The organism is Sphingobium sp. FG58 (genome assembly GCF_057809055.1).
Window position 1 is genome coordinate 138,827 of the sequence record NZ_JBMDJF010000002.1, and the last position, 21,733, is coordinate 160,559.

Annotated in this window: 21 protein-coding genes and 1 tRNA gene; 12 read left to right on the forward strand and 10 right to left on the reverse strand. The window is 63.1% G+C overall.

Annotation, left to right across the window (positions count from 1 at the left end; translation table 11 throughout):
- The first annotated feature begins 23 nt into the window (after positions 1–23).
- The 5 genes from ACODR8_RS03445 (at position 24) to ACODR8_RS03465 (ending at position 3,586) form a co-directional block, all read left to right on the forward strand.
- Positions 24–248 carry a hypothetical protein gene (locus ACODR8_RS03445; protein WP_489005972.1) on the forward strand — a complete coding sequence of 75 codons (225 nt, stop codon included), beginning with the start codon at positions 24–26 and terminating at the stop codon, positions 246–248.
- Between the two features lie 266 nt (positions 249–514).
- Positions 515–2,671: a ParB/RepB/Spo0J family partition protein gene (locus tag ACODR8_RS03450; protein WP_489005973.1), complete on the forward strand. Its 2,157-nt coding sequence runs from the start codon at positions 515–517 to the stop codon at positions 2,669–2,671.
- Positions 2,668–3,081 carry a hypothetical protein gene (locus tag ACODR8_RS03455; RefSeq protein ID WP_489005974.1) on the forward strand — a complete coding sequence of 138 codons (414 nt, stop codon included), beginning with the start codon at positions 2,668–2,670 and terminating at the stop codon, positions 3,079–3,081. Before ACODR8_RS03450 ends, ACODR8_RS03455 begins: the two co-directional genes overlap by 4 nt.
- Positions 3,078–3,377: a hypothetical protein gene (locus ACODR8_RS03460; RefSeq protein ID WP_489005975.1), complete on the forward strand. Its 300-nt coding sequence runs from the start codon at positions 3,078–3,080 to the stop codon at positions 3,375–3,377. Before ACODR8_RS03455 ends, ACODR8_RS03460 begins: the two co-directional genes overlap by 4 nt.
- Positions 3,374–3,586, forward strand: a complete 213-nt coding sequence (locus ACODR8_RS03465) for a helix-turn-helix transcriptional regulator (protein WP_489005976.1) — start codon at positions 3,374–3,376, stop codon at positions 3,584–3,586. The genes ACODR8_RS03460 and ACODR8_RS03465 overlap by 4 nt, the downstream gene beginning before the upstream one ends.
- 173 nt (positions 3,587–3,759) lie before the next feature.
- Here the strand turns inward: ACODR8_RS03465 and ACODR8_RS03470 are convergent, their stop codons facing one another.
- From ACODR8_RS03470 to dusB, 7 genes are all read right to left on the reverse strand, one after another.
- Positions 3,760–4,704 carry a glutaminase gene (locus tag ACODR8_RS03470; RefSeq protein ID WP_489005977.1) on the reverse strand — a complete coding sequence of 315 codons (945 nt, stop codon included), beginning with the start codon at positions 4,702–4,704 and terminating at the stop codon, positions 3,760–3,762.
- Positions 4,705–4,833: 129 nt separating this feature from the next.
- A complete protein-coding gene (gene hfq / locus ACODR8_RS03475) occupies positions 4,834–5,316 on the reverse strand; it encodes an RNA chaperone Hfq (RefSeq protein ID WP_006960545.1) in 483 nt (160 codons plus the stop codon).
- 154 nt (positions 5,317–5,470) lie between these two features.
- The gene (gene ntrX / locus ACODR8_RS03480) at positions 5,471–6,841 is read right to left on the reverse strand and encodes a nitrogen assimilation response regulator NtrX (protein WP_006960543.1); all 1,371 of its coding nucleotides are present in this window, start codon (positions 6,839–6,841) and stop codon (positions 5,471–5,473) included.
- Positions 6,831–9,086: a sensor histidine kinase gene (locus ACODR8_RS03485; protein WP_489005978.1), complete on the reverse strand. Its 2,256-nt coding sequence runs from the start codon at positions 9,084–9,086 to the stop codon at positions 6,831–6,833. Before ACODR8_RS03485 ends, ntrX begins: the two co-directional genes overlap by 11 nt.
- Positions 9,087–9,195: 109 nt before the next feature.
- Entirely contained in the window at positions 9,196–10,641 is a 1,446-nt protein-coding gene (ntrC, locus tag ACODR8_RS03490) for a nitrogen regulation protein NR(I) (protein ID WP_489005979.1), read from the reverse strand.
- Entirely contained in the window at positions 10,641–11,750 is a 1,110-nt protein-coding gene (locus ACODR8_RS03495; RefSeq protein ID WP_119743797.1) for a two-component system sensor histidine kinase NtrB, read from the reverse strand. Before ACODR8_RS03495 ends, ntrC begins: the two co-directional genes overlap by 1 nt.
- Positions 11,747–12,769 (reverse strand): tRNA dihydrouridine synthase DusB, encoded by a 1,023-nt coding sequence (dusB, locus tag ACODR8_RS03500; protein WP_489005980.1) that lies wholly within the window; start codon positions 12,767–12,769, stop codon positions 11,747–11,749. Before dusB ends, ACODR8_RS03495 begins: the two co-directional genes overlap by 4 nt.
- Before the next feature lie 98 nt (positions 12,770–12,867).
- Between dusB and ACODR8_RS03505 the strand changes: the two genes are divergently transcribed.
- Positions 12,868–14,055: a bifunctional 2-C-methyl-D-erythritol 4-phosphate cytidylyltransferase/2-C-methyl-D-erythritol 2,4-cyclodiphosphate synthase gene (locus ACODR8_RS03505; protein ID WP_489005981.1), complete on the forward strand. Its 1,188-nt coding sequence runs from the start codon at positions 12,868–12,870 to the stop codon at positions 14,053–14,055.
- 4 nt (positions 14,056–14,059) lie between these two features.
- The gene (locus ACODR8_RS03510; protein WP_217672197.1) at positions 14,060–14,578 is read left to right on the forward strand and encodes a CinA family protein; all 519 of its coding nucleotides are present in this window, start codon (positions 14,060–14,062) and stop codon (positions 14,576–14,578) included.
- Here ACODR8_RS03510 and ACODR8_RS03515 read toward each other — a convergent pair.
- Both ACODR8_RS03515 and lipA read right to left on the reverse strand, forming a co-directional pair.
- Positions 14,524–15,000: a type II toxin-antitoxin system RatA family toxin gene (locus ACODR8_RS03515; RefSeq protein ID WP_217672196.1), complete on the reverse strand. Its 477-nt coding sequence runs from the start codon at positions 14,998–15,000 to the stop codon at positions 14,524–14,526. The genes ACODR8_RS03510 and ACODR8_RS03515 overlap by 55 nt on opposite strands.
- A 4-nt stretch (positions 15,001–15,004) precedes the next feature.
- Positions 15,005–16,000: a lipoyl synthase gene (lipA, locus tag ACODR8_RS03520; RefSeq protein WP_489005982.1), complete on the reverse strand. Its 996-nt coding sequence runs from the start codon at positions 15,998–16,000 to the stop codon at positions 15,005–15,007.
- A gap of 38 nt (positions 16,001–16,038) precedes the next feature.
- On the opposite strand from lipA, the gene ACODR8_RS03525 reads away from it, so the two are divergent.
- Positions 16,039–16,677 (forward strand): carbonic anhydrase, encoded by a 639-nt coding sequence (locus ACODR8_RS03525; RefSeq protein ID WP_294136404.1) that lies wholly within the window; start codon positions 16,039–16,041, stop codon positions 16,675–16,677.
- An 11-nt stretch (positions 16,678–16,688) separates the two neighbouring features.
- On the forward strand, positions 16,689–17,501 hold the full coding sequence (locus ACODR8_RS03530) for an NYN domain-containing protein (protein ID WP_489005983.1): 813 nt from the start codon (positions 16,689–16,691) through the stop codon (positions 17,499–17,501).
- 370 nt (positions 17,502–17,871) lie between these two features.
- Here the strand turns inward: ACODR8_RS03530 and ettA are convergent, their stop codons facing one another.
- On the reverse strand, positions 17,872–19,557 hold the full coding sequence (ettA, locus tag ACODR8_RS03535; protein WP_489005984.1) for an energy-dependent translational throttle protein EttA: 1,686 nt from the start codon (positions 19,555–19,557) through the stop codon (positions 17,872–17,874).
- 99 nt (positions 19,558–19,656) lie between these two features.
- Between ettA and ACODR8_RS03540 the strand changes: the two genes are divergently transcribed.
- From ACODR8_RS03540 to ACODR8_RS03550, 3 genes are all read left to right on the forward strand, one after another.
- Entirely contained in the window at positions 19,657–21,030 is a 1,374-nt protein-coding gene (locus ACODR8_RS03540) for a M20/M25/M40 family metallo-hydrolase (protein WP_489005985.1), read from the forward strand.
- A gap of 156 nt (positions 21,031–21,186) precedes the next feature.
- Positions 21,187–21,390, forward strand: coding sequence for a hypothetical protein (locus ACODR8_RS03545; protein ID WP_119743806.1), 204 nt, complete (start codon positions 21,187–21,189; stop codon positions 21,388–21,390).
- A gap of 263 nt (positions 21,391–21,653) precedes the next feature.
- Positions 21,654–21,730, forward strand: a tRNA-Pro gene (locus ACODR8_RS03550).
- The last annotated feature ends 3 nt before the right edge of the window (positions 21,731–21,733 follow it).

The window sequence follows — 21,733 nt, forward strand, 5'->3', positions numbered from 1 at the left end:
GGTGCTGGATGCGCGATCGTCGGATGATCATTGTTCTTGACGATCCAGCGCAAGTGGCGGGTTGGAACAACCGTGCCATCGAACAAGAAATGCGTTCAGCGCTGATGCCGTTCGCCAACTTTGCCGATGCGCGCCTGCCTGAAAATCTCATCATTTCAAGTGGTAGTTCTTTTGCTCGACGCCAATTGACGGCAGGGGACTGTCAACGCGCTGCAAAAGCCATAAAACTGCGGACTACGGGCCGATGAAGCCCGCCCTCGCCCTCTGCTCCTGCGCGACCTGCGAAGCGCTCGACGCGCAATTTCCGATGGAAGGGCGTCAACTCGCCCTCATCACGCCAGCCCTGCATTCGGACGCTCCGTTCGCGCCCGCCCCCAAACGCCCGCCTGCCAGCACGCTCACCCCCGCTGGCCAGGCGAAGCGGGTCCGGACCGGGGCCATGCCCTGCGCCGGTCCGGACCAATCCACCCCCGCCAACCTCCCCACCAAGGAGCATCTGACCAGGAGAAGACCCATGTCCGTTACCACGATGACGATCGACGCGCTATGCGTGTCGCCTTTCAACGCCCGCACCAACCAGGTCGATGCTAATGCCGTGAACGGCATGGCGGAATCGCTCCTGCGTCGCGGCCAGATCCAGCCCCTCACCGTTCATCCCATCAAGGGCGGTCGCGGCCGCAAGCGCGTCTATGGCGCGATCGCCGGCGGCCGTCGCTATCGCGCCTTCCGCACGCTCATCGATGCCGGCCGACTGCCCGCCGACCATCCGATCGACGTCGTCCTGCTCGACATCGAGGATGAAGGGGAACTGCGCGAATTCAGCCTCGCGGAAAATCTCGTCCGCGTCGATCTGCGCCCCTATGAAATCTACGCCGCCGTCGCCCGCGCCCATGCCGAAGGGCGGTCGCTGATGGAGATCGCCAACACCAACGGCCAGACGATCGAGACGATCCGCCGCTGGGCGCGGTTGGGCAATCTCCACCCTACCATCTTCGCCGCGCTCGAACTGGGCGAGATCAGCCAGGACCAGGCCAAGGCACTGGGTGCGACCGAGGATGTCGCGCTTCAGCTGCATATCTTTGAGAAGATCGCCGCCTATGCGCCGGGCGACTGGCGCCGCTCGGCCGCCGAGATCCGCAAGCTGCTGCGCATCGGCGATCGCGACCTGGAACGGACGCTGCGCTTTGTCGGCGACGCCGCCTATGCCGACGCCGGCGGTCGCTATGAGCTGGATATGTTCGCCGACGATGCCGACCAGCGCGGCCGCGTCGCCGATGAAGGTCTGCTTATGCAACTGGCCGACGCGCGCCTCGATGCCATCCGCACCCGCGTCCGCAAACAATGCGGCCGGGCGCTGGTGTTCCAGCCCGCCCCGCCGAGGCTGATGATCGGCAGCTACGACCAGGGCGTTGACGCGTCGCTGGAAATTGTCGCCGAACCGCAGCCAGGCGATGCTGATGCGGCCCAATGGCTGGCCGATCTGCAATATCGGATGGCCCGCCTGGAGGCGCAGGCACAGGCAGCGCTTGATGACGAGGATTTGCCCGACGACATCGTCGCCCATGCGATCGCGGCCATCGACGATCTTTACGAGCCGATGGAGTTCGAGCTGGCCAATCTGCTGGACAGCCTGGTCCTGGACATTCCCGCCCAGGCATACGCCACCCTTACCGTCCAGGAAGACGGCGAAACAGAGCTGCGCTTTTGGTGGACCGATCGCAAGGCGAAGGAGAAGGCAGAAGCAGCAGCGCGCAAACTGCCCGATGCGCCACCGCCCCGCGCGGTCTCGGCCGGGCCGATCGCGCGCGCCGCAACGCCCGGCCCGGATGCGCGCCGGTCGCTCGAACGATCGGCCGAGGCGATCGATGGCGGCAGCGGCTATGGCGAACGGGCGAAGGCCGATGCGCTGATCCGCGACGAGCATGGCCTCACTGCCGACGGCGTCCAGATCATGCGCTCCCTGCGCCGGGAAATGCTCCGCGCTGCGCTGCTCAATGAAGCCTTCGCTGTTGGCCCGCGCCATAGCAGCGTCGCGCTGGACTATCTGCTCTGGTCGCTCATGCGCGACCGCATAACAGACGGCGGTATGATCACGTCACGCGCCCACCAGCGTGGTCTCGCCGGATTGGCCGCGCGGCAGGAAATGCAGCCAGTAGAAGCAGCGTCCCATCTTGAGCGCACACAGGCGCATCGCACCTGGAAAGCGGCAGTTGATCGCCTGAAGCAGCACCCCGCGGTGACCGACAAGGATCTGGTCACCGCGTTCGACGCCTTCCGGGCTGAAGACTGGCAATGGAAGCAGGAAGTCGCCGCGATTGTCACCGGCTGCGCTCTCGAGCGATCGGCAAGCGCCGGCGGCTATGAGGTGGAACTACATGATCATGTCGCCCTGTTGGCGGGCTATCATGAACCGGAGCGCCAGCGAACGCTGATCGAACCGACCGAGGAACTGATCGCCCTTCTCCCCCGCGCCCGCCAGCTGGCGCTCGTCCATCCGCACGTCACCAACGGCGAATATCTGGCGCTCGAAAAGCTCAAGGCCTCAGAACTGTCAGCGCCCGTAACCCGCACGCTCAAAAAGGTCGCCGACTGGGTCCACCCCATGCTGCGATTCCGACCCCGCATGTTCGCCGTCATTGCCCGCGAACAGGAACTGGAGACGGCGGCATGAAACTCGACGCCAATGTTTCGCTCGGCGCAGTTGTCCGCGCCATGGGCGTCAGTCAGTTGAAGGGCGCGATAATCAAGGCTGTCAGGGTGACGGTCACCTATCGCGTCGAGGGACAGGACGGCATTGCCGCCTTCGAGCGCAACGGCGGCGATCGCCTGATGGTGCGCAATGCCGAAGTCGATCGCGACGAAGCGATCGACGTCTTGTCCGAAGATGGCTGGCATTTTGATGAGGACGTGGAGGAGCCGATCGATCCGCGCGACCTGCACGATTTTATTGCGGCCTGCTCGGCCGGCGATCGCTGCACCGCCCTCGCGCTCGTCCCTCGCCTCTTCACGGGCAGAAACGCCATGACGGCCGAGCAGCTGCTCACCACGCGGACATCCCAACTCGAAAGGCGCATCGCATGACGGAGGAAAACTGGAAGGTCGGCGATCTCGCCGTCTGCATCGACGATCGTTGGAACTGCCGGTGCGGCCAACCGAACTGCATCGCCAGAACCGGTGCGCCGACGAAAGAGGAGGTGCTGAGGGTTCATGAGCTGAAGATCTGGAAGGGCCATATCTTCTTGTGCTTCGCGGCGAAGGGCGAGGATAGTTTCTGGCAGGCCAGCGGATTTCGCAAGATCCATCCGGACGTCAGCCCTGCGAATGACGACGCATGGGTCGAGCAGCTTCGGCACCTTCGCAAGCGAGAATTAGCATGAGCGGGACAGCGCATCCTACCCGCGAAGCATATCTGCGCCTGCCAGAAGTGCTGTCGGCGATTGGTGTCAGCCGTCCCACGCTCTACCGCCGAATCAAAGCCGGCGAATTTCCCGAGGCCTACTCCCTCGGCGGCAACTGCGTCGCCTGGCGACGCTCGGAAGTGGAAAACTGGATCGAAAATCGCACCAGGCGTGTGCCCCCAGGCTGAAGCAGACGGGGGCATTTCTGGGGGCACCATCCACCACTCACCTGATCAAATTAGACGTAATTTCGGGGCCAAATCGATGAACACAGAATCCTACTCGGGGAGCCAGATTTTCCTGCCAGCGCGGCGATACTGCCGCCCGCAGGAAAGGCTCCAGACTTATCCGATAATATGCTTCAGTCGCCCTCGTCCGGCGGGCTGAACACCGACCAGCCGGTACGGCGGGCGAGTTCCTCCAGCGCCAGCGTGCCAAGGCAGCTATTGCCGCTGGCGTTCAGGCCCGGTGACCAGACTGCGATAGCCGCGCGGCCCGGCACGATCGCCAATATTCCCCCGCCCACACCCGACTTGCCGGGGATGCCGACGCGGAAGGCGAAGTCGCCCGATGCGTCATAATGGCCGCAGGTGAGCATCAGCGCGTTGATGCGGCGCGCCCGACGCGGAGAGATCACGCGCCCTCCGCCCGGATGCCGCCCGTCGAGCATCAGATAGCGTCCGGCAAGCGCCAGTTGCCGACAGCTCATCTCGATCGCGCATTGATGGAAGTAGCTGCCTAGCACCAGTTCGGCGGGATGGCGCACATTGTTGAAGGCGCGCATATAGTTGGCGAGCGCCATGTTGCGAAAGCCCGTCGCGGTTTCCGACGCGGCCACCGCTTCGTTGATGGTGATGCTGTCATCGCCAGCCAGATAGCGCACGAAGCGCAGCATCTCGCCAATCGCCACGCGCGGCTCATGACCGCCCAGATTGACGTCAGCCACGACGATCGCGCCTGCATTGATGAAGGGATTGCGGGGGATGCCCTGCTCATGTTCCAGCTGGGTGATCGAATTGAACGCATTGCCCGACGGCTCGCGCCCGACCCGGTCCCACAACTGGTCGCCGACCTTGCCGAGCGCCAGGGTAAGCGCAAACACCTTGGACACCGACTGGATGGAAAAGCCGGTATCAGCGTCGCCCCCGGTCAACACCCTGCCATCGGCGGTGACGATGGCGATGCCGAATTGCGCGGGATCGATTGTGGCGAGTTCGGGGATATAGGTCGCGACCCGCCCGCGATCCTCCATCGACGCCATGCTGGCGGTAATGTCGGTTATGACGGCTGGAAGATCGAGGCTCATGCCTTTGCCCTAACCCTGTTGCGCAAAGCCGAAAGGCCGCATCGAACGATCATACAGACTGTATGACGCCTCGATACGGCCTTTCCAAACGCTCAATTCAAAGGAAGCGGAAATACGCTCCGGGCAGGATCAGTCGTCCTGTTCATTCTCGCCCGACAGGTCGAGCGAATGGAGCGGCTGGACCGTGGAAATGGCGTGCTTATAGACCAGCTGGACCATGCCATCGCGTTCCAGCAACATGCAGAACAGGTCGAAGGCGGCGATTTCACCCTGAAGCATCACGCCATTGACCAGAAACATCGTGACCGGACTGCCCGATTTGCGGACGGCCGTCAGAAAGATTTCCTGCAACAGCTTGGCCTTGCCATTGCCGTCGCTCGCCTTGCGCAGGTCGGTCAGGTCCATCGACTGGGCGGGCATCACGGTGGAGATGGCGTGCTTATACACCAGCTGTGACTGGCCATCGCGGCGCAGCAGTACGGAAAAATTGTCGAACCAGGTGATGATGCCTTGCAGCTTCACGCCCTTGACCAGAAACATGGTCACCGGGGTCTTGCTCTTGCGCAGGCTGTTCAGGAAAATATCCTGAAGATTGTTCACTTTATCGGCCATATCTCTGACGGTCCTTTATTCTTGGCGGGACGTTACCCGCTCTTGCACCCCTGGGCAGGGTGTCTTGCCTGCCCCCGCTTGTCGGGGGCAGGGATAATCGTATCGCAATTGCGAAGGGGCGTCCATGGGGAATGGAGCGCCCCTGATCGCCATCCTATTCCTTGCCGTCGGTGATCCCCAGCAGCTTGAGTTTGCGGTGCAATGCGGACCGTTCCATGCCGATGAAGGTCGCCGTGCGCGATATATTGCCCGAAAAACGGCGGATCTGGATGCGCAGATATTCCCGCTCGAAACTCTCCCGCGCCTCCCGCAGCGGCGCGCCCATGATCGCGGACTGCCCCATGCCCTCACCGCCGCCGCTGCTGGTCAGTTCAGCGGGCAGCATGTCGAGCTCGATCCGGCCGATGCGATCACCCGGCGCCAAAATCATCGTGCGTTCGATGACATTGCGCAGCTGGCGGACATTGCCGGGCCATTCATTGGCTTGCAGCGCCGCCATGGCGTCGCTCGCCATGTCTGGCGGCGGCACGCGGCGTTCGGCGGCGAAACGGGCGAGATAATGTTCGACGAGCGGCGGAATATCGTCGCGCCGTTCGGACAAGGGCGGAATGACCAGCGGCACGACGTTGAGGCGATAGAAAAGATCCTCACGGAAGCGCCGCTCCTCAATCTCGGTCGACAGATCGCGCGCGGTCGAGGAGATGACGCGGACATCGACCTTCACCTGGCGCTGCCCGCCGACGCGGGTGAAGCTCTGGTCGGTCAGGACGCGCAATATCTTGCCCTGCGTCGTGATCGGCATGTCGGCGACTTCGTCGATATAGAGGGTGCCGCCATGCGCCTGTTCCAGATAGCCGGGCCGCACCAGACCGCTCTGATCCTCCAGACCGAACAGTTCCTCCTCGACCCGGTCCGGGTCCATGCGGGCAGCGGCGACGATGATGAAGGGGGAATCGGCGCGGCCGCTCCAGCTGTGCAGCATCCGCGCGGCGACCTCCTTACCCACGCCGGCCGGGCCGGAAATGAGGACGCGACTCCCGGTCCCCGCGACCTTCTTGATCGTGGCGCGCACACCATTGACCGCAGCGGATGTGCCGGTCAGCTCATCATCCTGTCCGAACCGGGCGCGCAGCACCTGATTTTCGCGCCGCAACCGCTCCGTCTCGGTCGCGCGGGAGACGAGGTGGATCAGCCGGTCGGCCTCGAACGGCTTTTCGATGAAGTCGGCGGCCCCCTTGCGGATCGCGGCGACGGCTGTGTCGATATTGCCATGGCCGGAGATCATCAGCACCGGAATGGTCGGGTCGCGCCGCTTGATCTCGTCCAGCAGCTCCAGGCCATCCATGCGCGATCCCTGCAACCATACGTCGAGCAGGACGAGCGAGGGACGGCGCGAATCCAGCGCCTCGATCGCGCTGTCGCTGTTGGCGGCGGTGCGGGTCGTAAAGCCCTCATCTTCCAGCACACCCGCGACCAGATCGCGAATATCCTCTTCATCGTCGACTATCAGAATATCAAGCGCCATTGGCCGTCACTTTTCCTTTGGGCATGGCAATAACCTGCCCTTCTTCCAATTTTTCCAGCGCCGCCGCAGCAAAACGCAATGTTACCGATGCGCCGCCACCCTGCGCGTCATCGAAGCGAATTTCCCCCAGATGCTCCTCGACAATCTTCTTGACAATGGCGAGGCCCAGACCCGTCCCCTTGGTCCGCGTGGTCATGTAAGGTTCCAATATCCGGTCCCGTTCCGGAGGCAGGCCGATGCCATCATCGCGGACGGTGATGACCAGATCGTCGCCCATCTGGGCGACCCGCATGGACACATGACCGCGCGGTTCGCCCTCTGCCGGTTCCGGCTTGGGTTCAATGGCTTCCACCGCATTTTTGACGATATTCGTCAAAGCCTGCCCCAATTGTCGCCGGTCGCAGACCAGTTCCAGATCGGGCGTGTCGGCGTGATAATCGAAGCGGATATCGGGATGCGCGACCTCGTGCAGGAACAGTGCGTGGCGGGCAATGTCGCCCACCGTCTCGCGCCGGAACACAGGTTTGGGCATCCGCGCGAAGGAGGAGAATTCATCGACGATGCGGCGTAGGTCGCCCACCTGCCGCACGATCGTGCCGGTCAGCCGGGTGAAGGTCGGCCGGTCGCTGGTGATTTCGTCGGCATAGCGGCGCTGGAGCCGTTCGGCGGCCAGCTGGATCGGGGTCAGCGGGTTCTTGATCTCATGCGCGATCCGGCGGGCGACATCGGACCAGGCGGCGCGACGCTGATCCGACAATTGCTGGGTGATATCATCGAAGGTCAGGATATGGCCCGACGCATCGTCCGACACCTTGACCGCCAGCGTGCGCAGGTCGCCATGAGCGCGGACCTGCACGATGCCCGCGCTCTCATCCGATGCGATCAGATCGGCCAGTTCGGTCGATACGTCGGTCAGCAGGCGACCTACCGGATCGTCGCCCTCCTCCACCAAAATGGCGGCGGCGGAACGGTTGAGCAGCTGGATCACGCCCTTGCGATCCACAGACAGTACGCCAGCCGTCACGCCCGACAGAATCGCCTCGATAAAGGCGCGGCGTTCGTCCAACTGACTGTTGGCGGCGACCAGCGCGCCGGTCTGCGCCTCCAGCCTTTGGGTCATGCGGTTGAAGGCGGAGGCGAGCGTGCCGATCTCGTCACGAGCCAGCGGACTGGTCACGCGCGCCGACAGGTCGCCCGCGGTGATCCGCCGCGCCGCCGTCACCAGTTCATTGACCGGGCGGACCATCCAGTCGGCAACGGCCAGCGCGATATAGACGGCGATGCCGACCAGCAGCAGCGATCCCACAAACAGGGCGATGTTGAAGCGGAGCTGCAACGCACGCGATTGCGCCGAAAACACGTCATAATCGGCGATCACCTTCTGCGCGCGCTCGACATTGCTGAACGCCCATGACCCCGAATCGCGGGTGGCGTAGAGATAGATTTTCGATCCCGGATACAGCAAAGTCACCGCCTCGATCTGCTGCGGCTTGGCCTGGACGACGACATTTTCGCCCGCATTCAGCCGCTTGACCACAGCGGCGGTCAGCATTTGCGCCGCGGGGCGGTTTTCCGGGTCGACCGTGGCGGCGGTGCGGGCGACGCCATCCTTGCCGACTTCGATGATGGCCGATCGGTTGAGCTTGCGGGTCACGACCTGATAGATGAACCCCTCGGCAAAGCGCGGGCTGTTGACCTTCGACTGGGCCAGATAGTCGCGCAGATCGCTGGCCATGGTCACCGTTTCGTCGCCGACCTCGCGCAGATTCTGCTCATAATAGCCGCGCGCCAGATCGCTGGCATTCTGGAGCATCCCGCGCGCGCTGTCGGAAAACCAGAATTGCACGCCATATTGAAACAACAGGGACGCAAAGATCACCACCAGCAGCATCGGCACGCTGGCGACGATCGAGAAGATCGCGACCAGCCGTACGTGCAACTGACCATCGCTGCCAATGGCCGACGCGGCTGCGCGACGCTTCGCCACGCGCCGCCCCAGCAGCACCAGCAAAGCGATGGCAGGAACAAGGTTCGCAACCAGCAGCAGCGCAACGATCGGCGGGGTCAGCAGCGCGTAGGACTGGCCGCTACTGGATACGAGCCGGTAGGTCAGCACCGCCATGCCCACAAACAGCCCCAGCGTCACCGCTTCGACCAGTGCGGCCAGACGCCGTCGGCGCAGGAAGGGCGGCAGATGCTTCCGCCATGCCGGCACTCGCCGGGAAACTGTAGTCGCGCCGCTCATAGTGGCTTTGTTACAACAACCCCGTGCCCGATCAAACACAGTATTTGTCGCATCTGCTGTTACTGGTCGATGCAGACCGTCGGTTCGTCCCGCGTAGCGCTGATCTCGATCAATCGGTCAGACGCAATTGCAGCGGGTCCAGGCCATAATCGGTCAGTTTCTTGCGCAGCGTATTGCGGTTGATCCCCAGCAGCCCGGCAGCGCGTATCTGGTTGCCATCGACCGTGGCCAGCACCTCCTGCAACAGGATCGGCTCGATAACCGCCAGCAGATCGTCATGCAGGTTGCGATTGGGCTGACCGATGCCAACGCCCAGTTGCCGCCGCGCCCAATCGCGCACGGCATGGGCCAGATGATCGGCGGGCGCGGCATAGTCGGCCGGGACCGCATCCATCGGCAGCATGTTGCGCAAGATTTCGCCGGTGATGACATTTTCGCGGCTCAGCACGGCCAGGCGCTGCATCATATTCTGCAATTCGCGGACATTGCCGGGCCAGTGATAGACCATCAGCAACTGGGTCGCGTCGTCGGCCAGCGTCTTGCGCGGCAACCCTTCCTGCGCGGCGCGTTCCAGAAAATGTCGGGCGAGCAGGATCACATCCTCGCGCCGTTCGCGTAGCGCTGGCAGGGCGATCGGCACGACATTCAGGCGATAATAGAGATCCTGCCGGAACCGGTTTTCCTCGATCAGTTGCGGCAGATGCTTGTTGGTCGCGGCGATGATGCGGACATTGACCCGAACAGGTTTGGAGCCACCCACGGTGGTGACCTCGCCCGATTGCAGCACCCGCAGCAGTCGGGTCTGCGCCTCCATCGGCATGTCGCCGATTTCGTCGAGGAACAGCGTGCCGCCCTGCGCCTGCTCGAATTTGCCTGCGGTGCGGGCGTGGGCGCCGGTGAAGGCGCCCTTTTCATAACCGAACAGTTCTGCTTCGATCAGTTCGCGCGGAATGGCGGCCATGTTGATCGCAACGAAAGGCTTGGTGCGGCGCTGGCCCAGGCTGTGGATCGCTTCGGCGACCAGTTCCTTGCCCGTGCCGGATTCGCCCAGCACCAGGATCGACAGGTCGTTCGACAGCACGCGGGCGATGGTGCGATAGACTTCCTGCATCGCGGGCGAACGCCCGACCAGCGGCAGCCCGTCATGGGGCAGAGCGCCCTCCTCCACCTCTCCATTCGCCGCAAGCCGGGTGCCAAGCGCGTCGGACACGGCGCGGGTCAATTCGTTGAGGTCGAAGGGCTTGGGCAGATATTCAAACGCGCCCTTCTCGGTCGCGCGGATCGCGGTGTTCAGCGTGTTCTGCGCCGACAATATGATGACGCTCAGCGCCGGGCGGGCGGCGATGATGTCGGCAACCCCGTCCAGCCCATCGCCATCGGGCAGCATGACGTCGGTAATCAGCACGTCGGGCGTGAAACTGTCCATCAGCGCGGCACGCTCGCGGATCGACCCGGCAGTCTTGACCTTATGCCCCTGCCGTCGCAGTGCTTCGCCCACCACCACGCAGATGGCGGGATCATCATCGACCACCAGCACGGTCCCTGTCGCGGCCATCAACCCATCCCCATCGGCAGCAATATGCGGAAGGTGGATTCGCCAGCCTCCGCATCGCGCGCATATTGTACAAAACCGTTCATGTCGCGGACCAGCTTGTCCACCAGCGCCAGCCCCAGCCCCTGCCCGTCGCGCTTGCCGGTGATGAAGGGGTTGAAGAGATGGTCCAGAATATGTTCCGGCACGCCCGGCCCATTGTCGACCACGACGATTTCGATCGGCAGCACCGCGCTGCCCTTGCCACCGCCGACCATGACCGACACGCCATGGCGAAAGGCGGTTTCGACGCGAATGCGGGGCTTGGCGACATGCTCCAATGCCTCCGCCGCGTTCTTGAGCAGGTTGATCATCACCTGCACCAGCGCATCGTCATTGATGTTGGCAAATGGCAAGGATGGATCATAACGCTTTATGATACGGACATGCTTGGCAAAACCAGCTGCCGCGATATCGGCTGCGCGGTCGATCAACGGATAGATATTGCCGGGGTGGCATTCCAGCGTCCGGTCGGTGGTGAAATCCTGCATCCGGTCGATCAGCGCGGCGATGCGATCCACCTCGTTACAGATCAACTGGGTCAGCGCCGCATCGCGCCCGCCCTGCCCACCTTCCAGCAATTGTGCCGCGCCGCGTATGCCCGACAGCGGATTCTTGATCTCATGCGCCAATATCGCCGCCGCGCCCATGGCGGAGCGCGCGCCGCCCGACGTGCCGCGATGGCCGATCTTGCGCGCCTGGCTTTGCGCATGGAGCGACACGACCCGCCAGCCGTCATGATCGACGATCGGCGCGATCATCAGGTCGACCTCCATTTCGGCGGTGCGCCCGGCATGGACCTTGATGTCGTAGGCCGCGATAGGCTTTTGGCTATGCCAGATGTCGAAGCGCGCGCCCGCCTCTGCAATACGGATGGTGCGCGCGACATCGCTGCCGACGATGGCGGACCGGGCCATGTTGAGCAGGGTTTCGGCCCGGACATTGGCTTCGGCAATGCTGTTGTCGGGCCGGATCACCAAAGTCGCTACCGGCAGCGCGGTCATCTGTTCGGCCAGCGACGGCCCGTCCTGCTGCATCCGTAGCGGCGGCACCAGCGGCAGCGTGCCGCTCATGCCGCCTGGCGCGCGTCCACCGCCTCGACCTCGCCCGCGATCAGCGGTTCGTAGAAGCGGGCGAGCATATCCAGCACCTTGTCCGCATCCGGCTCCTGATTGACCGCATGGCGGAACTCGGCCGATCCGGTCAGCCCCTTGGTGTACCAGCCGATATGCTTGCGGGCCATATTGACCCCGGTATAATTATCATAATGATCGAGCATCGCCTTATAATGCTCTATGATTACGTGATATTGTTCTTCCAGCGACGGGTCCGGCACGCGCTCGCCCCGGTCCAGCCAGGCCATGACCTGACTGATCAGCCAGGGACGGCCATAGGCACCGCGCCCGATCATCACCCCGTCCGCGCCGCTCTGTTCCAGCGCCATGTCGGCATCCTCGATCGAGCAGATGTCGCCATTGGCGATCACCGGCAGCTTGACCGCATCCTTGACCGAGCGGATGAAGCCCCAGTCTGCCGACCCCTTATACATCTGGCAGCGAGTGCGGCCATGAACGGTGATCAGCTTCGCGCCCAGATCCTCGGCAATATGCGCCAGTTCGGGCGCGTTGAGGCTGCTATGGTCCCAGCCCATCCGCATCTTGACGGTGACCGGCACGTCGACCGCCTCGACCGTCGCCTTGATCAGCGCAGCGGCCAGCGGCAGGTCGCGCATCAGCGCGCTGCCCGCGTCGCCATTGACCACCTTCTTGACCGGGCAACCCATATTGATGTCGATGATAGCCGCGCCACGATCCGCATTCAGCTTCGCCGCATCGGCCATTTCGGCCGGCGAGCAGCCTGCCAGCTGCATCGACACGGGTTCCTCCAGCGGATGCCAGGCAGCCTTTTGCAGCGACTGGCGCGTTTCGCGGATCATCGCGGCGGTCGCGATCATCTCGGTCACGTTGAGGCCGCAGCCATAGCGGCGCACCAGCGTGCGGAACGGCATGTCAGTGACGCCGGTCATCGGCGCCAACACGACGGGCATGTCGATCGTCAACGGACCGATGGAAATGGGGGAAAGCCTGCGCATGATACTCGAACGATACTGCCTAAAAAACAGGCAGCCAATAGCGGTTATTGGCATGCGGGGCAAGCGAAGGGGTCTGGCGGGGGTCCGCTCAAGCGTCTATGCCCCGCGCCATGACTGATAACAGGCACAGGACCGTAGCCCTGCTGGTCGCCGCTGGCACCGGCAGCCGCGCGGGCGGCGACATTCCCAAGCAGTTCCGCACCGTTGGCGGCAAGGCGGTGATTGCCCATGCGGTGGACGCCCTGGCAGCGCATGAGGGCATCGACGCGATCCATCTGGTGATTGGTGCCGGGCAGGAGGCGCAGGTGCGCGCGCTGCTGGGAGATCGCGCGATTGCCGGGGTGACGCTGGGCGCGGACAGTCGGCGCGGATCGGTGCGCGCAGGGCTGGAGGCGATTGCGGCGGCGGGGGGCGCCGACCGGGTATTGATCCATGATGCGGCGCGCGCCTTCCTGCCGGGTGCCGTGGTGGACCGGTTGCTGGGAGCACTGGACGGTGCGCCGGGGGCGATCCCAGTGTTGCCGGTCGCTGATACGCTTGTGCGCGGTGAGGGCGACGTGATGGGCGAAAGCGTGGCGCGCGACAGCCTTTTCCGGGTGCAGACACCGCAGGCTTTCCGCTTCGACACGATCCTGGCGGCGCACCGTGGCTGGGACGAGGGCCGCGAAGCCACGGACGATGCACAGATTTTGAAAGGCTGGGGCCATGACGTCATCTTGGTTGCAGGCGACGAGGGACTGGAAAAATTGACCTACCCACAGGATTTTGCCCGCGCCGAGGCCAGGCTGCCAAGCGCCCGCACAGTGCGCGTCGGCATGGGCTATGACGTCCATCGCCTCGCCCCGGATGAGGAATTATGGCTGGGCGGCGTGCTGGTCCCCCATGATCGCGGCCTGGCCGGGCATAGCGATGCGGACGTGGCGCTCCACGCTATCGTCGATGCGCTGCTGGGCGCGCTGGCAGAGGGCGACATTGGCAGCCACTTCCCGCCGTCCGACGCGCAATGGCGCGGGGCATCGTCCGACCGCTTTCTGGCCTATGCGGGCGACCGGGTCGCGGCGCGCGGCGGGACGATCGACCATGTCGACCTGACCATCATCTGCGAAGCGCCCAAGATCGGCCCGCATCGCGACGCCATGCGGGCGCGGATCGCCGAGATACTGAGCCTGCCGATCGACCGGGTCAGCGTGAAAGCGACCACCACCGAGCGGCTGGGTTTTGCCGGACGGCGCGAAGGTATTGCGGCACAAGCGGTTGCCACCCTCTCCCTTCCCGCGCTATCCTGATCCCATGCCAGACAGCATCCTCCCCACCATCCTGGTCGAACTTGCCGACCGGGTCATCATCGCCAATCGCCGCGCCGGGCGGACCATCGCCGTCGCCGAAAGCTGCACCGGGGGGCTGGTGTCCGCCGCGCTCACCGAAATCGCGGGCTCATCCGACGTGTTCGAGGCCGGATTCGTCACTTATTCCAATGATATGAAGGCGGAACTTCTCAAAGTTTCGCATGATGTGCTGGAAACCTTCGGCGCGGTGTCCATCGCCACCGCCTGGGCCATGGCGCAGGGCGCGCTGCTCAAAAGCCATGCCCATGTCGCCGTCGCGATCACCGGGATCGCCGGTCCAGGCGGCGGAACCGAGCAGAAGCCGGTCGGGACCGTCGTGTTCGCCCGCGCCGAACGCGGCGCAAGCCCGGACAAGATCGTCGCGGACATGCGGCATTTCGACAATGACGGCCGGGGCGGCGTGCGGCTTCAGGCGGCGCTTTGTGCGCTCGAACTGCTGCTGCCCGACTCGCCCGGCGCATAAAGCTGCCCAGCGCGGGTTTCGAACGCGCCGATCATCTTGCGCAGCGCCTTGTCGAACATCTGCCCCGCCAGCATCTCGAACAGGCGATTTTTGAAGGCGAACTCGACCTCGAAATCCACCAGCACCCCGCCCTGCCCGTCGTCGCGGAAGCGCCATTCATTGTGCAGATGCTTCAAAGGGCCGTCGAGATAATCGACCCGGACATGGTCGGGTCGATGCTTGTGGACACGGGAGGTGAAGCTTTCCTTGATCCCCTTGAACCCCACGATCATGTCGGCGACCATTTCCGTGTCGCTGTTCGACCGCACCCGGATCGCGCTGATCCAGGGCAAAAATTCGGGGTAGCGCGCGACATCCGCCACCAGATCGAACATCTGGGTCGGGCTGTAGGGCAGATGCCGGGTCTCTTCATGCCGGTGCATGGATTTACCGGGCAGCCTTGGCCAGCTTCGCCTCACGCGCGGCGCGCATTTCGGCGAAATCCGCGCCCGCATGATAGCTCGACCGGGTGAGCGGACTGGACGCCACTTGCAGGAAGCCCTTCGCCCGCGCGATCGCGGCATAGGCGTTGAACGCGGCAGGCGTGACGAACTCGATCACCTTGGCGTGCCTGGGCGTGGGCTGGAGATATTGGCCCATGGTCAGGAAATCGATGTCGGCCGACCGCATGTCATCCATCACCTGATGCACTTCCAGCCGCTCTTCGCCCAGCCCCAGCATGATGCCGGACTTGGTGAAGATGGATGGGTCGAGCCGCTTGACCGACTCCAGCAACCGCAGCGAGGCATAGTAGCGCGCGCCGGGGCGGATGGTGGGGTAGAGGCGCGGCACCGTCTCCAGATTATGATTATAGACGTCGGGTCGTGCCGTAACGATCATCTCGACCGCGCGTTCATGCTTGTTGCGGAAGTCCGGCGTCAGAATTTCGATCGTCGTGTTCGGTGTGGTGCGACGCAACGCCTCGATCACCTTGACGAATTGCGACGCCCCGCCGTCGGGCAGATCGTCGCGATCCACCGAGGTGATGACGATATGTTCCAGCCCCATTTCGGCGCAGGCATCGGCCAGATTTTGCGGCTCGTTGACATCGACCTTGCGGGGCATCCCGGTCTTGACGTTACAGAACGCACAGGCCCGCGTACAGACGTCGCCCAGGATCATCACCGTGGCATGCTTCTTGGTCCAGCATTCGCCGATATTCGGACAGGCCGCTTCCTCGCACACCGTGTTCAGCCCCTTGTCGCGCATCAGTTTGCGCGTCTCATGATAGGCCGGGCTGGTCGGTGCCTTGACGCGAATCCAGTCGGGTTTGCGCGCGCGCTCCGGCTTGACAGGGTCACCGGGCATGGGGATCGGGGCGATGTCGTTCATCCGCCCCAGATAGCGATCCAGCGCTCCAGTTGCCAGTCCCCATATGGCCATACTTGCCAGCCTCCTTATTGTACGGCACAGACCGGCGCATGGCTGATTTTTCCAACATGATCGAAGGCTATCGCCGCTTCCGCCAAACCGGCTGGACCCAGCAGCGGGCGCGATGGGACGAACTGAGCGAAGGGCAAAGCCCCAGGGTGATGATCATCGCCTGTTCCGACAGCAGGGTCGATCCCGCGCAGATATTCGACACCAATCCCGGCGAGATTTTCGTCGTCCGCAACGTCGCCGCGCTGGTGCCGCCGTTCGAGACGACACCGGGTCATCATGGCGTATCGGCGGCGCTGGAATTTGCCGTGCAGGTGCTTCAGGTCAGCGAAATCATCGTCATGGGTCATGGTAAATGCGGGGGTTGCAAGGCGGCGCTCAGTCATGATCTGAAGGATGCAGAACCCGGCGAAGGCGGTTTCATCCATAGCTGGATCGAACTGCTGGACCCGGCGCGCGATACGGTGATTGCGCGCTATGGCGACGATCGCAGCCGGGACGTCGAACGGGCGATGGAGCAGGAAAGCGTCAAGGTGAGCCTGGCAAACCTGCGCACCTTCCCCTGCGTCCGGTCCAAGGAACGCAAGGGCGAGTTGAAACTGATCGGCGCTTTCTTTGCCATTTCCGACGGCCAACTGCATGTCATGGATGAGCAGAGCGGCATCTTCACGCCTGCCTGAAAGGACATAACATGACGTCACTGGACGGGCCGAGCGGCAATATCGCCCTGCTGATTGATGCCGACAATGCGTCGGCAGCCCATTTCGATCCGGTGATGACGGTGCTGGCGGAGCTGGGTACGGTCAATATCCGCCGCGCCTATGGCAATTGGAGCAAGGCGACGCTCAAAACCTGGGCCGCGCTGTCGATCGCACAGGCGATCGAACCGCAGCAGCAGTTCGACCTGACCAAGGGCAAGAATGCCACCGACATGAAGATGACGATCGACGCCATGGACCTGATGGCGAGCGGGCGGGTCAGCGGCTTTGGCCTGATGTCGAGCGACAGCGATTTCACCCCGCTCGTCACGCGGATCCGGCAGCAGGGCATCCCGGTCTATGGCTTTGGCCGGATGAATTCGCCGGAGGGTTTCCGCCGCGCCTGCACCCGCTTCATCGACGTGGTGGCGCTGGCAGCAGCCGAAGAGCCGATCGTCAGCAAGGCACCAGCCCCGGCGCGCACGCCCAAGGCTGACGAAACCAAAGCCGCGCCCGCAAAAGCCGCGCCTCCCGCGTCTGCGCCCGCTCCAGCACCCGCCCCGGTCGTCAAGAAAGCCGTCGATGCCGAAGTCATCAAACTGCTGATCGACGCCTATGATTCGGTCAAACGCGACGAGCGCGGCTTTGTGCGGCTGGGGTCCGTGGGCCAGTTGGCCGGCAACCGCTCCAGCTTCGACGTGCGCAACTATGGCTATAAGCGGCTGTCCGACCTGGTGCAGGCCATCCCCAACTTCATCACCGAATCGCGCGAGGGCGGTCAGGTGTGGATCAAGCGGGTGAATTGAGGCTCGATGATCCCTCTCCCTCGAGGGAGAGGGCTGCGCAGACTTGGCAGCTTGCTGCCTAGTCGAAGCCGGGAGAGGGTGTACCGCGCTAACGATAGCGCACTTCCCCCATCCAACTTCGCCTAGCTTCACTGCGTTCGGTAAGGCTGCGTATCCTTCTCCCCCGAGGGAGAAGGTAGGTCCCCGCGATCCACGCCTCTCTGCGCAACTTGCATAAAAAAAGGGCCGATCCTGTGAAGGACCGGCCCGTAAAGTTTAGGAGAGGATGCCTGAAAGGCACCGTCCTCTTCAAATATTAGCGCTAATATCGCAAGTGCGAAAAACAGTTGGGCAGGTGCAACTTTTGCAACTGCCCGGCTGTGGCGTCAGATCAGCGGGTCAGTTTCTTGTAGGCCAATCGGGTCGGACGATCGGCGGCGTCGCCCAGGCGACGGCGCTTATCTTCCTCATACGCCTCGAAATTCCCCTCGAACCATTCGACATGGCTGTCGCCTTCAAAGGCAAGGATGTGGGTGGCGAGGCGATCGAGGAAGAAGCGGTCATGGCTGATGACCACGGCGCAGCCCGCGAAATTTTCGATCGCTTCTTCCAGCGCGCCCAGCGTTTCGACGTCCAGATCGTTGGTAGGTTCGTCGAGCAGCAGCACGTTGCCGCCCTTTTTCAGCATCTTGGCGATATGGACGCGGTTGCGTTCACCGCCCGACAGCTTGCCGACATTCTTCTGCTGGTCCTGCCCCTTGAAGTTGAAGGCGCCGACATAGGCTCGCGTCGACATGTCATGACCGTTGACCTTCACATAATCGAGGCCGTCGGACACTTCTTCCCAGACATTCTTGCTGTCATCCAGATGATCGCGGCTCTGGTCGACAAAGCCCAGGCGGACGGTCGTGCCGATGTCGATCTCACCCGAATCGGGCTTTTCCTGGCCGGTGATCAGCTTGAACAGGGTCGATTTACCCGCACCGTTCGGGCCGATGACGCCGACGATGCCGCCCGGTGGCAGCAGGAAGGACAGATCCTCGAACAGCAGCTTGTCGCCGAACGCCTTGGAAATGCCCTTGAACTCGATCACCTTGCCGCCCAGCCGTTCCGGCACCTGGATGACGATCTGCGCCTTGCCGGGCGAACGGTTGTTCTGGCCAGCGACCAGTTCCTCAAACTTTTTGATACGCGCCTTGGACTTGGTCTGGCGGCCCTTGGTCCCCTGCCGGATCCATTCCAGCTCGTCATTGATCGCCTTCTGGCGGCCGGACGCCTCGCGGTCCTCCTGCTCCAGACGCTTGGCCTTCTTCTCCAGATAGGTGGAGTAATTGCCTTCGTACGGGAAATATTTGCCGCGATCGAGTTCGAGGATCCACCCTACGACATTGTCGAGGAAGTAGCGGTCATGGGTGATCATCAGCACCGCGCCCGCATATTCCTTTAGGTGATTTTCCAGCCAGGTGACGCTTTCGGCATCCAGATGGTTGGTCGGTTCGTCGAGCAGCAATATGTCAGGCTTCTGGATCAGCAGGCGGGTCAGCGCGATGCGGCGCTTTTCACCACCCGACAGATTTTCGACCGACCAGTCGGACGGCGGGCAACGCAGCGCCTCCATCGCGATTTCCAGCTGATTGTCGAGCGTCCAGCCATCGACCGCGTCGATCTGTTCCTGCAACGTCCCCATTTCCTCCATCAGCGCGTCGAAATCGACGTCCTCCGGCGGATCGGCCATGATGTTGCTGATGTCATTGAAGCGATCCATCTTGTCCGCGGTCTCGCGCGCGCCGTCCTTGACGTTTTCCAGCACGGTCTTGGTCGGGTCGAGCTGCGGCTCCTGCGCCAGATAGCCGACCGTGATATTCTCGCCCGGCCAGGCTTCGCCGGTGAAATCGGTGTCGATCCCGGCCATGATCTTGATCAGGGTCGATTTACCCGCACCGTTCGGGCCGACGATGCCGATCTTGGACCCGCGATAAAATTGCAGGTTGATGTTGCTCAGCACCGGCTTGGCAGCGCCGGGAAAGCTCTTGGTCATGCTCTTCATGACATAGGCATATTGCGAGGAGGCGGACATGTTCGGGCAGCTCCAACGGTAGGATAAGAGGATTTGGCGCGGAGTTAGCGGAGGCGGGACGCATTGGCAAATGGGCGATGGCTCGCTACGCTCTCACCCATGCAGAAAATCCGATCGGGCACGCTTGCCGCCCTCCTCCTTGGCAGCCTCCTCACCCCTACCCTGTCCCATGCCGCCCCGGCAGACAGCGCCACGATTCGCGACGCGGCGCTCAAGGATGATGTCGCATGGGATTTCACCGAAGGGCTGACCACCGAAGTCGGCCCGCGTCCGGCCGGCACGCCGCAGGAAGCGCGGGCGCGCGACTGGGCGGTGGCAAAGCTCAAGGCGCTGGGGTTCAGCAATGTGCGCGCCGAACCCTATACGATGCCGGTATGGGTGCGCGGCCGGGATGAGGCGAAAATCCTCTCCCCCTTCCCGCAAAATCTGGTGCTGGCGGCGCTGGGCAATAGCGGATCAACCCCGGACAAGGGGATAGAGGGCGAAGTCGTCTATTTCCCGACCATCGCCGATCTGGAAGCCGCCCCCGCCGCCAGCGTGAAGGGCAAGATCGCCTTCGTCAGCCACGATATGGCAGCGACGCAGGACGGCTCCTCCTATGGCTATTTCGGTGCAGCGCGGCGGCAGGGACCCAGCATCGCGTCGAAAAAGGGCGCGATCGCCATATTGATCCGCTCGATCGGGACCGATCATAACCGCCTGCCCCATACCGGGGTGCAGATGTGGGCCGATGGCGTGACGCCGATTCCCGCTGCCGCGCTTTCAGTCCCCGATGCCGAGCAACTGGCGCGGGTTATAGGGCGCGGACAGCCGGTGAAGCTCCACCTGACGCTGACCTCGAAAATGCTCAAGGACCAGCCATCGGGCAATGTGATCGCGGAAATTCCAGGCAGTGATCCAGCGGCGGGCATTGTCGTTGCCGCCTGCCATCTCGACAGCTGGGACCAGGGCACCGGCGCGATTGACGATGCGACCGGCTGCGGCATCGCGGCCGCAGCGGCGTTGCAGGTGGCCAAGGCGGGCCAGCCCCGCCGCACCATCCGCGTGCTGATGGCTGGCGCGGAAGAAGTGGGCGGTGACGGTGCGCGCGCCTATTATAAGGCGCATGGCGCGGAGAAACATGCGTTGGCGATCGAGTCGGACTTTGGTGCCGACCGCGTCTGGCGCGTCGATTTCAAACTGCCACAGGGGCATGAGGCGCTTGCTACCCGCATCGCAGCGGCCCTTGCGCCGCTGGGCATCGGGGCCAGCAAGCAGGAAGCGGGCGGCGGGGCCGACATTGCGCCGCTGGTCAAAGCCGGCGTGCCGGTGATCGACCTGCAACAGGATGGCACCCGCTATTTCGACCTGCATCACACGCCCGACGATACGCTGGACAAAGTCGATCCGGCGCAGTTGCGACAGAATGTCGCCGCCTGGGCGGTAACGCTGAACCTGATCGCCCATGCATCAGAAACATTGGGCGTTAACTGAACTTTTATAGTAGACAACGCCCTGTCGCGTGATTCCTTCGTTTCACCGGCGCAGAAAAGCATTGATTTGTGCAACGCACACGTTAATGCGGGTCGCTCGCGTAGGGTCACATCGTAACGTGCCTGACGCGGCATAATGCTATGGGAGCCGTACACAATGAAGAAGATCGCTGCTGTTTTCGCTTCGGCCAGCCTGATGGCCCTCGCCGCTTGCGGTGAGAAGCCGGCCAACGAAACCGCGAACGCTTCGAACGCCGTCGTGGAAAACGTTGTTGAAAACGCCGTGAACGCTGCTGAAAATGCAACGAACGCTGCTGACAACGCCGCGAACGCTGCGAACAACGCTGCGAACGCGATGTAATCTTCGCATTAGCGAGATTTCCGAAGGGCGGGCCGTATCCACGGCCCGCCCTTTTTGTTTGTGCCACACACATTGCCCCCGCCCGGAACATCCGTGCCGCTCCATCGGTTGATTCTGAACCGCAGCAGGAGAAAATATCATGGGCAAGGGTCTATTATTATGGCTGATCGGCGTGCCGATCCCCATCATTCTGCTACTTTGGCTCTTCTTTCACTGATCGCCGATTGACGGGACGCGCGATAGGCCGCTAAGGCGCGAGACGTCGGGGAGTAGCGCAGTCTGGTAGCGCGCCTGCTTTGGGAGCAGGATGTCGCAGGTTCGAATCCTGTCTCCCCGACCACTT

What these genes read in the sequence shown, in the direction of transcription:
- ACODR8_RS03540 (WP_489005985.1), top strand. Translation starts at nt 19,657, where the DNA reads ATGCAGAAAATCCGATCGGGCACGCTTGCCGCCCTCCTCCTTGGCAGC.
- ntrC (WP_489005979.1), bottom strand. Translation starts at nt 10,641, where the DNA reads ATGGCCGCGACAGGGACCGTGCTGGTGGTCGATGATGATCCCGCCATC.
- dusB (WP_489005980.1), bottom strand. Translation starts at nt 12,769, where the DNA reads ATGCGCAGGCTTTCCCCCATTTCCATCGGTCCGTTGACGATCGACATG.
- ACODR8_RS03515 (WP_217672196.1), bottom strand. Translation starts at nt 15,000, where the DNA reads ATGCACCGGCATGAAGAGACCCGGCATCTGCCCTACAGCCCGACCCAG.
- ACODR8_RS03450 (WP_489005973.1), top strand. Translation starts at nt 515, where the DNA reads ATGTCCGTTACCACGATGACGATCGACGCGCTATGCGTGTCGCCTTTC.
- ACODR8_RS03460 (WP_489005975.1), top strand. Translation starts at nt 3,078, where the DNA reads ATGACGGAGGAAAACTGGAAGGTCGGCGATCTCGCCGTCTGCATCGAC.
- ntrX (WP_006960543.1), bottom strand. Translation starts at nt 6,841, where the DNA reads ATGGCGCTTGATATTCTGATAGTCGACGATGAAGAGGATATTCGCGAT.
- ACODR8_RS03505 (WP_489005981.1), top strand. Translation starts at nt 12,868, where the DNA reads ATGCCCCGCGCCATGACTGATAACAGGCACAGGACCGTAGCCCTGCTG.
- ACODR8_RS03495 (WP_119743797.1), bottom strand. Translation starts at nt 11,750, where the DNA reads ATGAGCGGCACGCTGCCGCTGGTGCCGCCGCTACGGATGCAGCAGGAC.
- ACODR8_RS03545 (WP_119743806.1), top strand. Translation starts at nt 21,187, where the DNA reads ATGAAGAAGATCGCTGCTGTTTTCGCTTCGGCCAGCCTGATGGCCCTC.
- ettA (WP_489005984.1), bottom strand. Translation starts at nt 19,557, where the DNA reads ATGTCCGCCTCCTCGCAATATGCCTATGTCATGAAGAGCATGACCAAG.
- ACODR8_RS03525 (WP_294136404.1), top strand. Translation starts at nt 16,039, where the DNA reads ATGGCTGATTTTTCCAACATGATCGAAGGCTATCGCCGCTTCCGCCAA.
- ACODR8_RS03470 (WP_489005977.1), bottom strand. Translation starts at nt 4,704, where the DNA reads ATGAGCCTCGATCTTCCAGCCGTCATAACCGACATTACCGCCAGCATG.
- ACODR8_RS03445 (WP_489005972.1), top strand. Translation starts at nt 24, where the DNA reads ATGATCATTGTTCTTGACGATCCAGCGCAAGTGGCGGGTTGGAACAAC.
- ACODR8_RS03485 (WP_489005978.1), bottom strand. Translation starts at nt 9,086, where the DNA reads ATGAGCGGCGCGACTACAGTTTCCCGGCGAGTGCCGGCATGGCGGAAG.
- ACODR8_RS03530 (WP_489005983.1), top strand. Translation starts at nt 16,689, where the DNA reads ATGACGTCACTGGACGGGCCGAGCGGCAATATCGCCCTGCTGATTGAT.
- ACODR8_RS03455 (WP_489005974.1), top strand. Translation starts at nt 2,668, where the DNA reads ATGAAACTCGACGCCAATGTTTCGCTCGGCGCAGTTGTCCGCGCCATG.
- hfq (WP_006960545.1), bottom strand. Translation starts at nt 5,316, where the DNA reads ATGGCCGATAAAGTGAACAATCTTCAGGATATTTTCCTGAACAGCCTG.
- ACODR8_RS03510 (WP_217672197.1), top strand. Translation starts at nt 14,060, where the DNA reads ATGCCAGACAGCATCCTCCCCACCATCCTGGTCGAACTTGCCGACCGG.
- ACODR8_RS03465 (WP_489005976.1), top strand. Translation starts at nt 3,374, where the DNA reads ATGAGCGGGACAGCGCATCCTACCCGCGAAGCATATCTGCGCCTGCCA.
- lipA (WP_489005982.1), bottom strand. Translation starts at nt 16,000, where the DNA reads ATGGCCATATGGGGACTGGCAACTGGAGCGCTGGATCGCTATCTGGGG.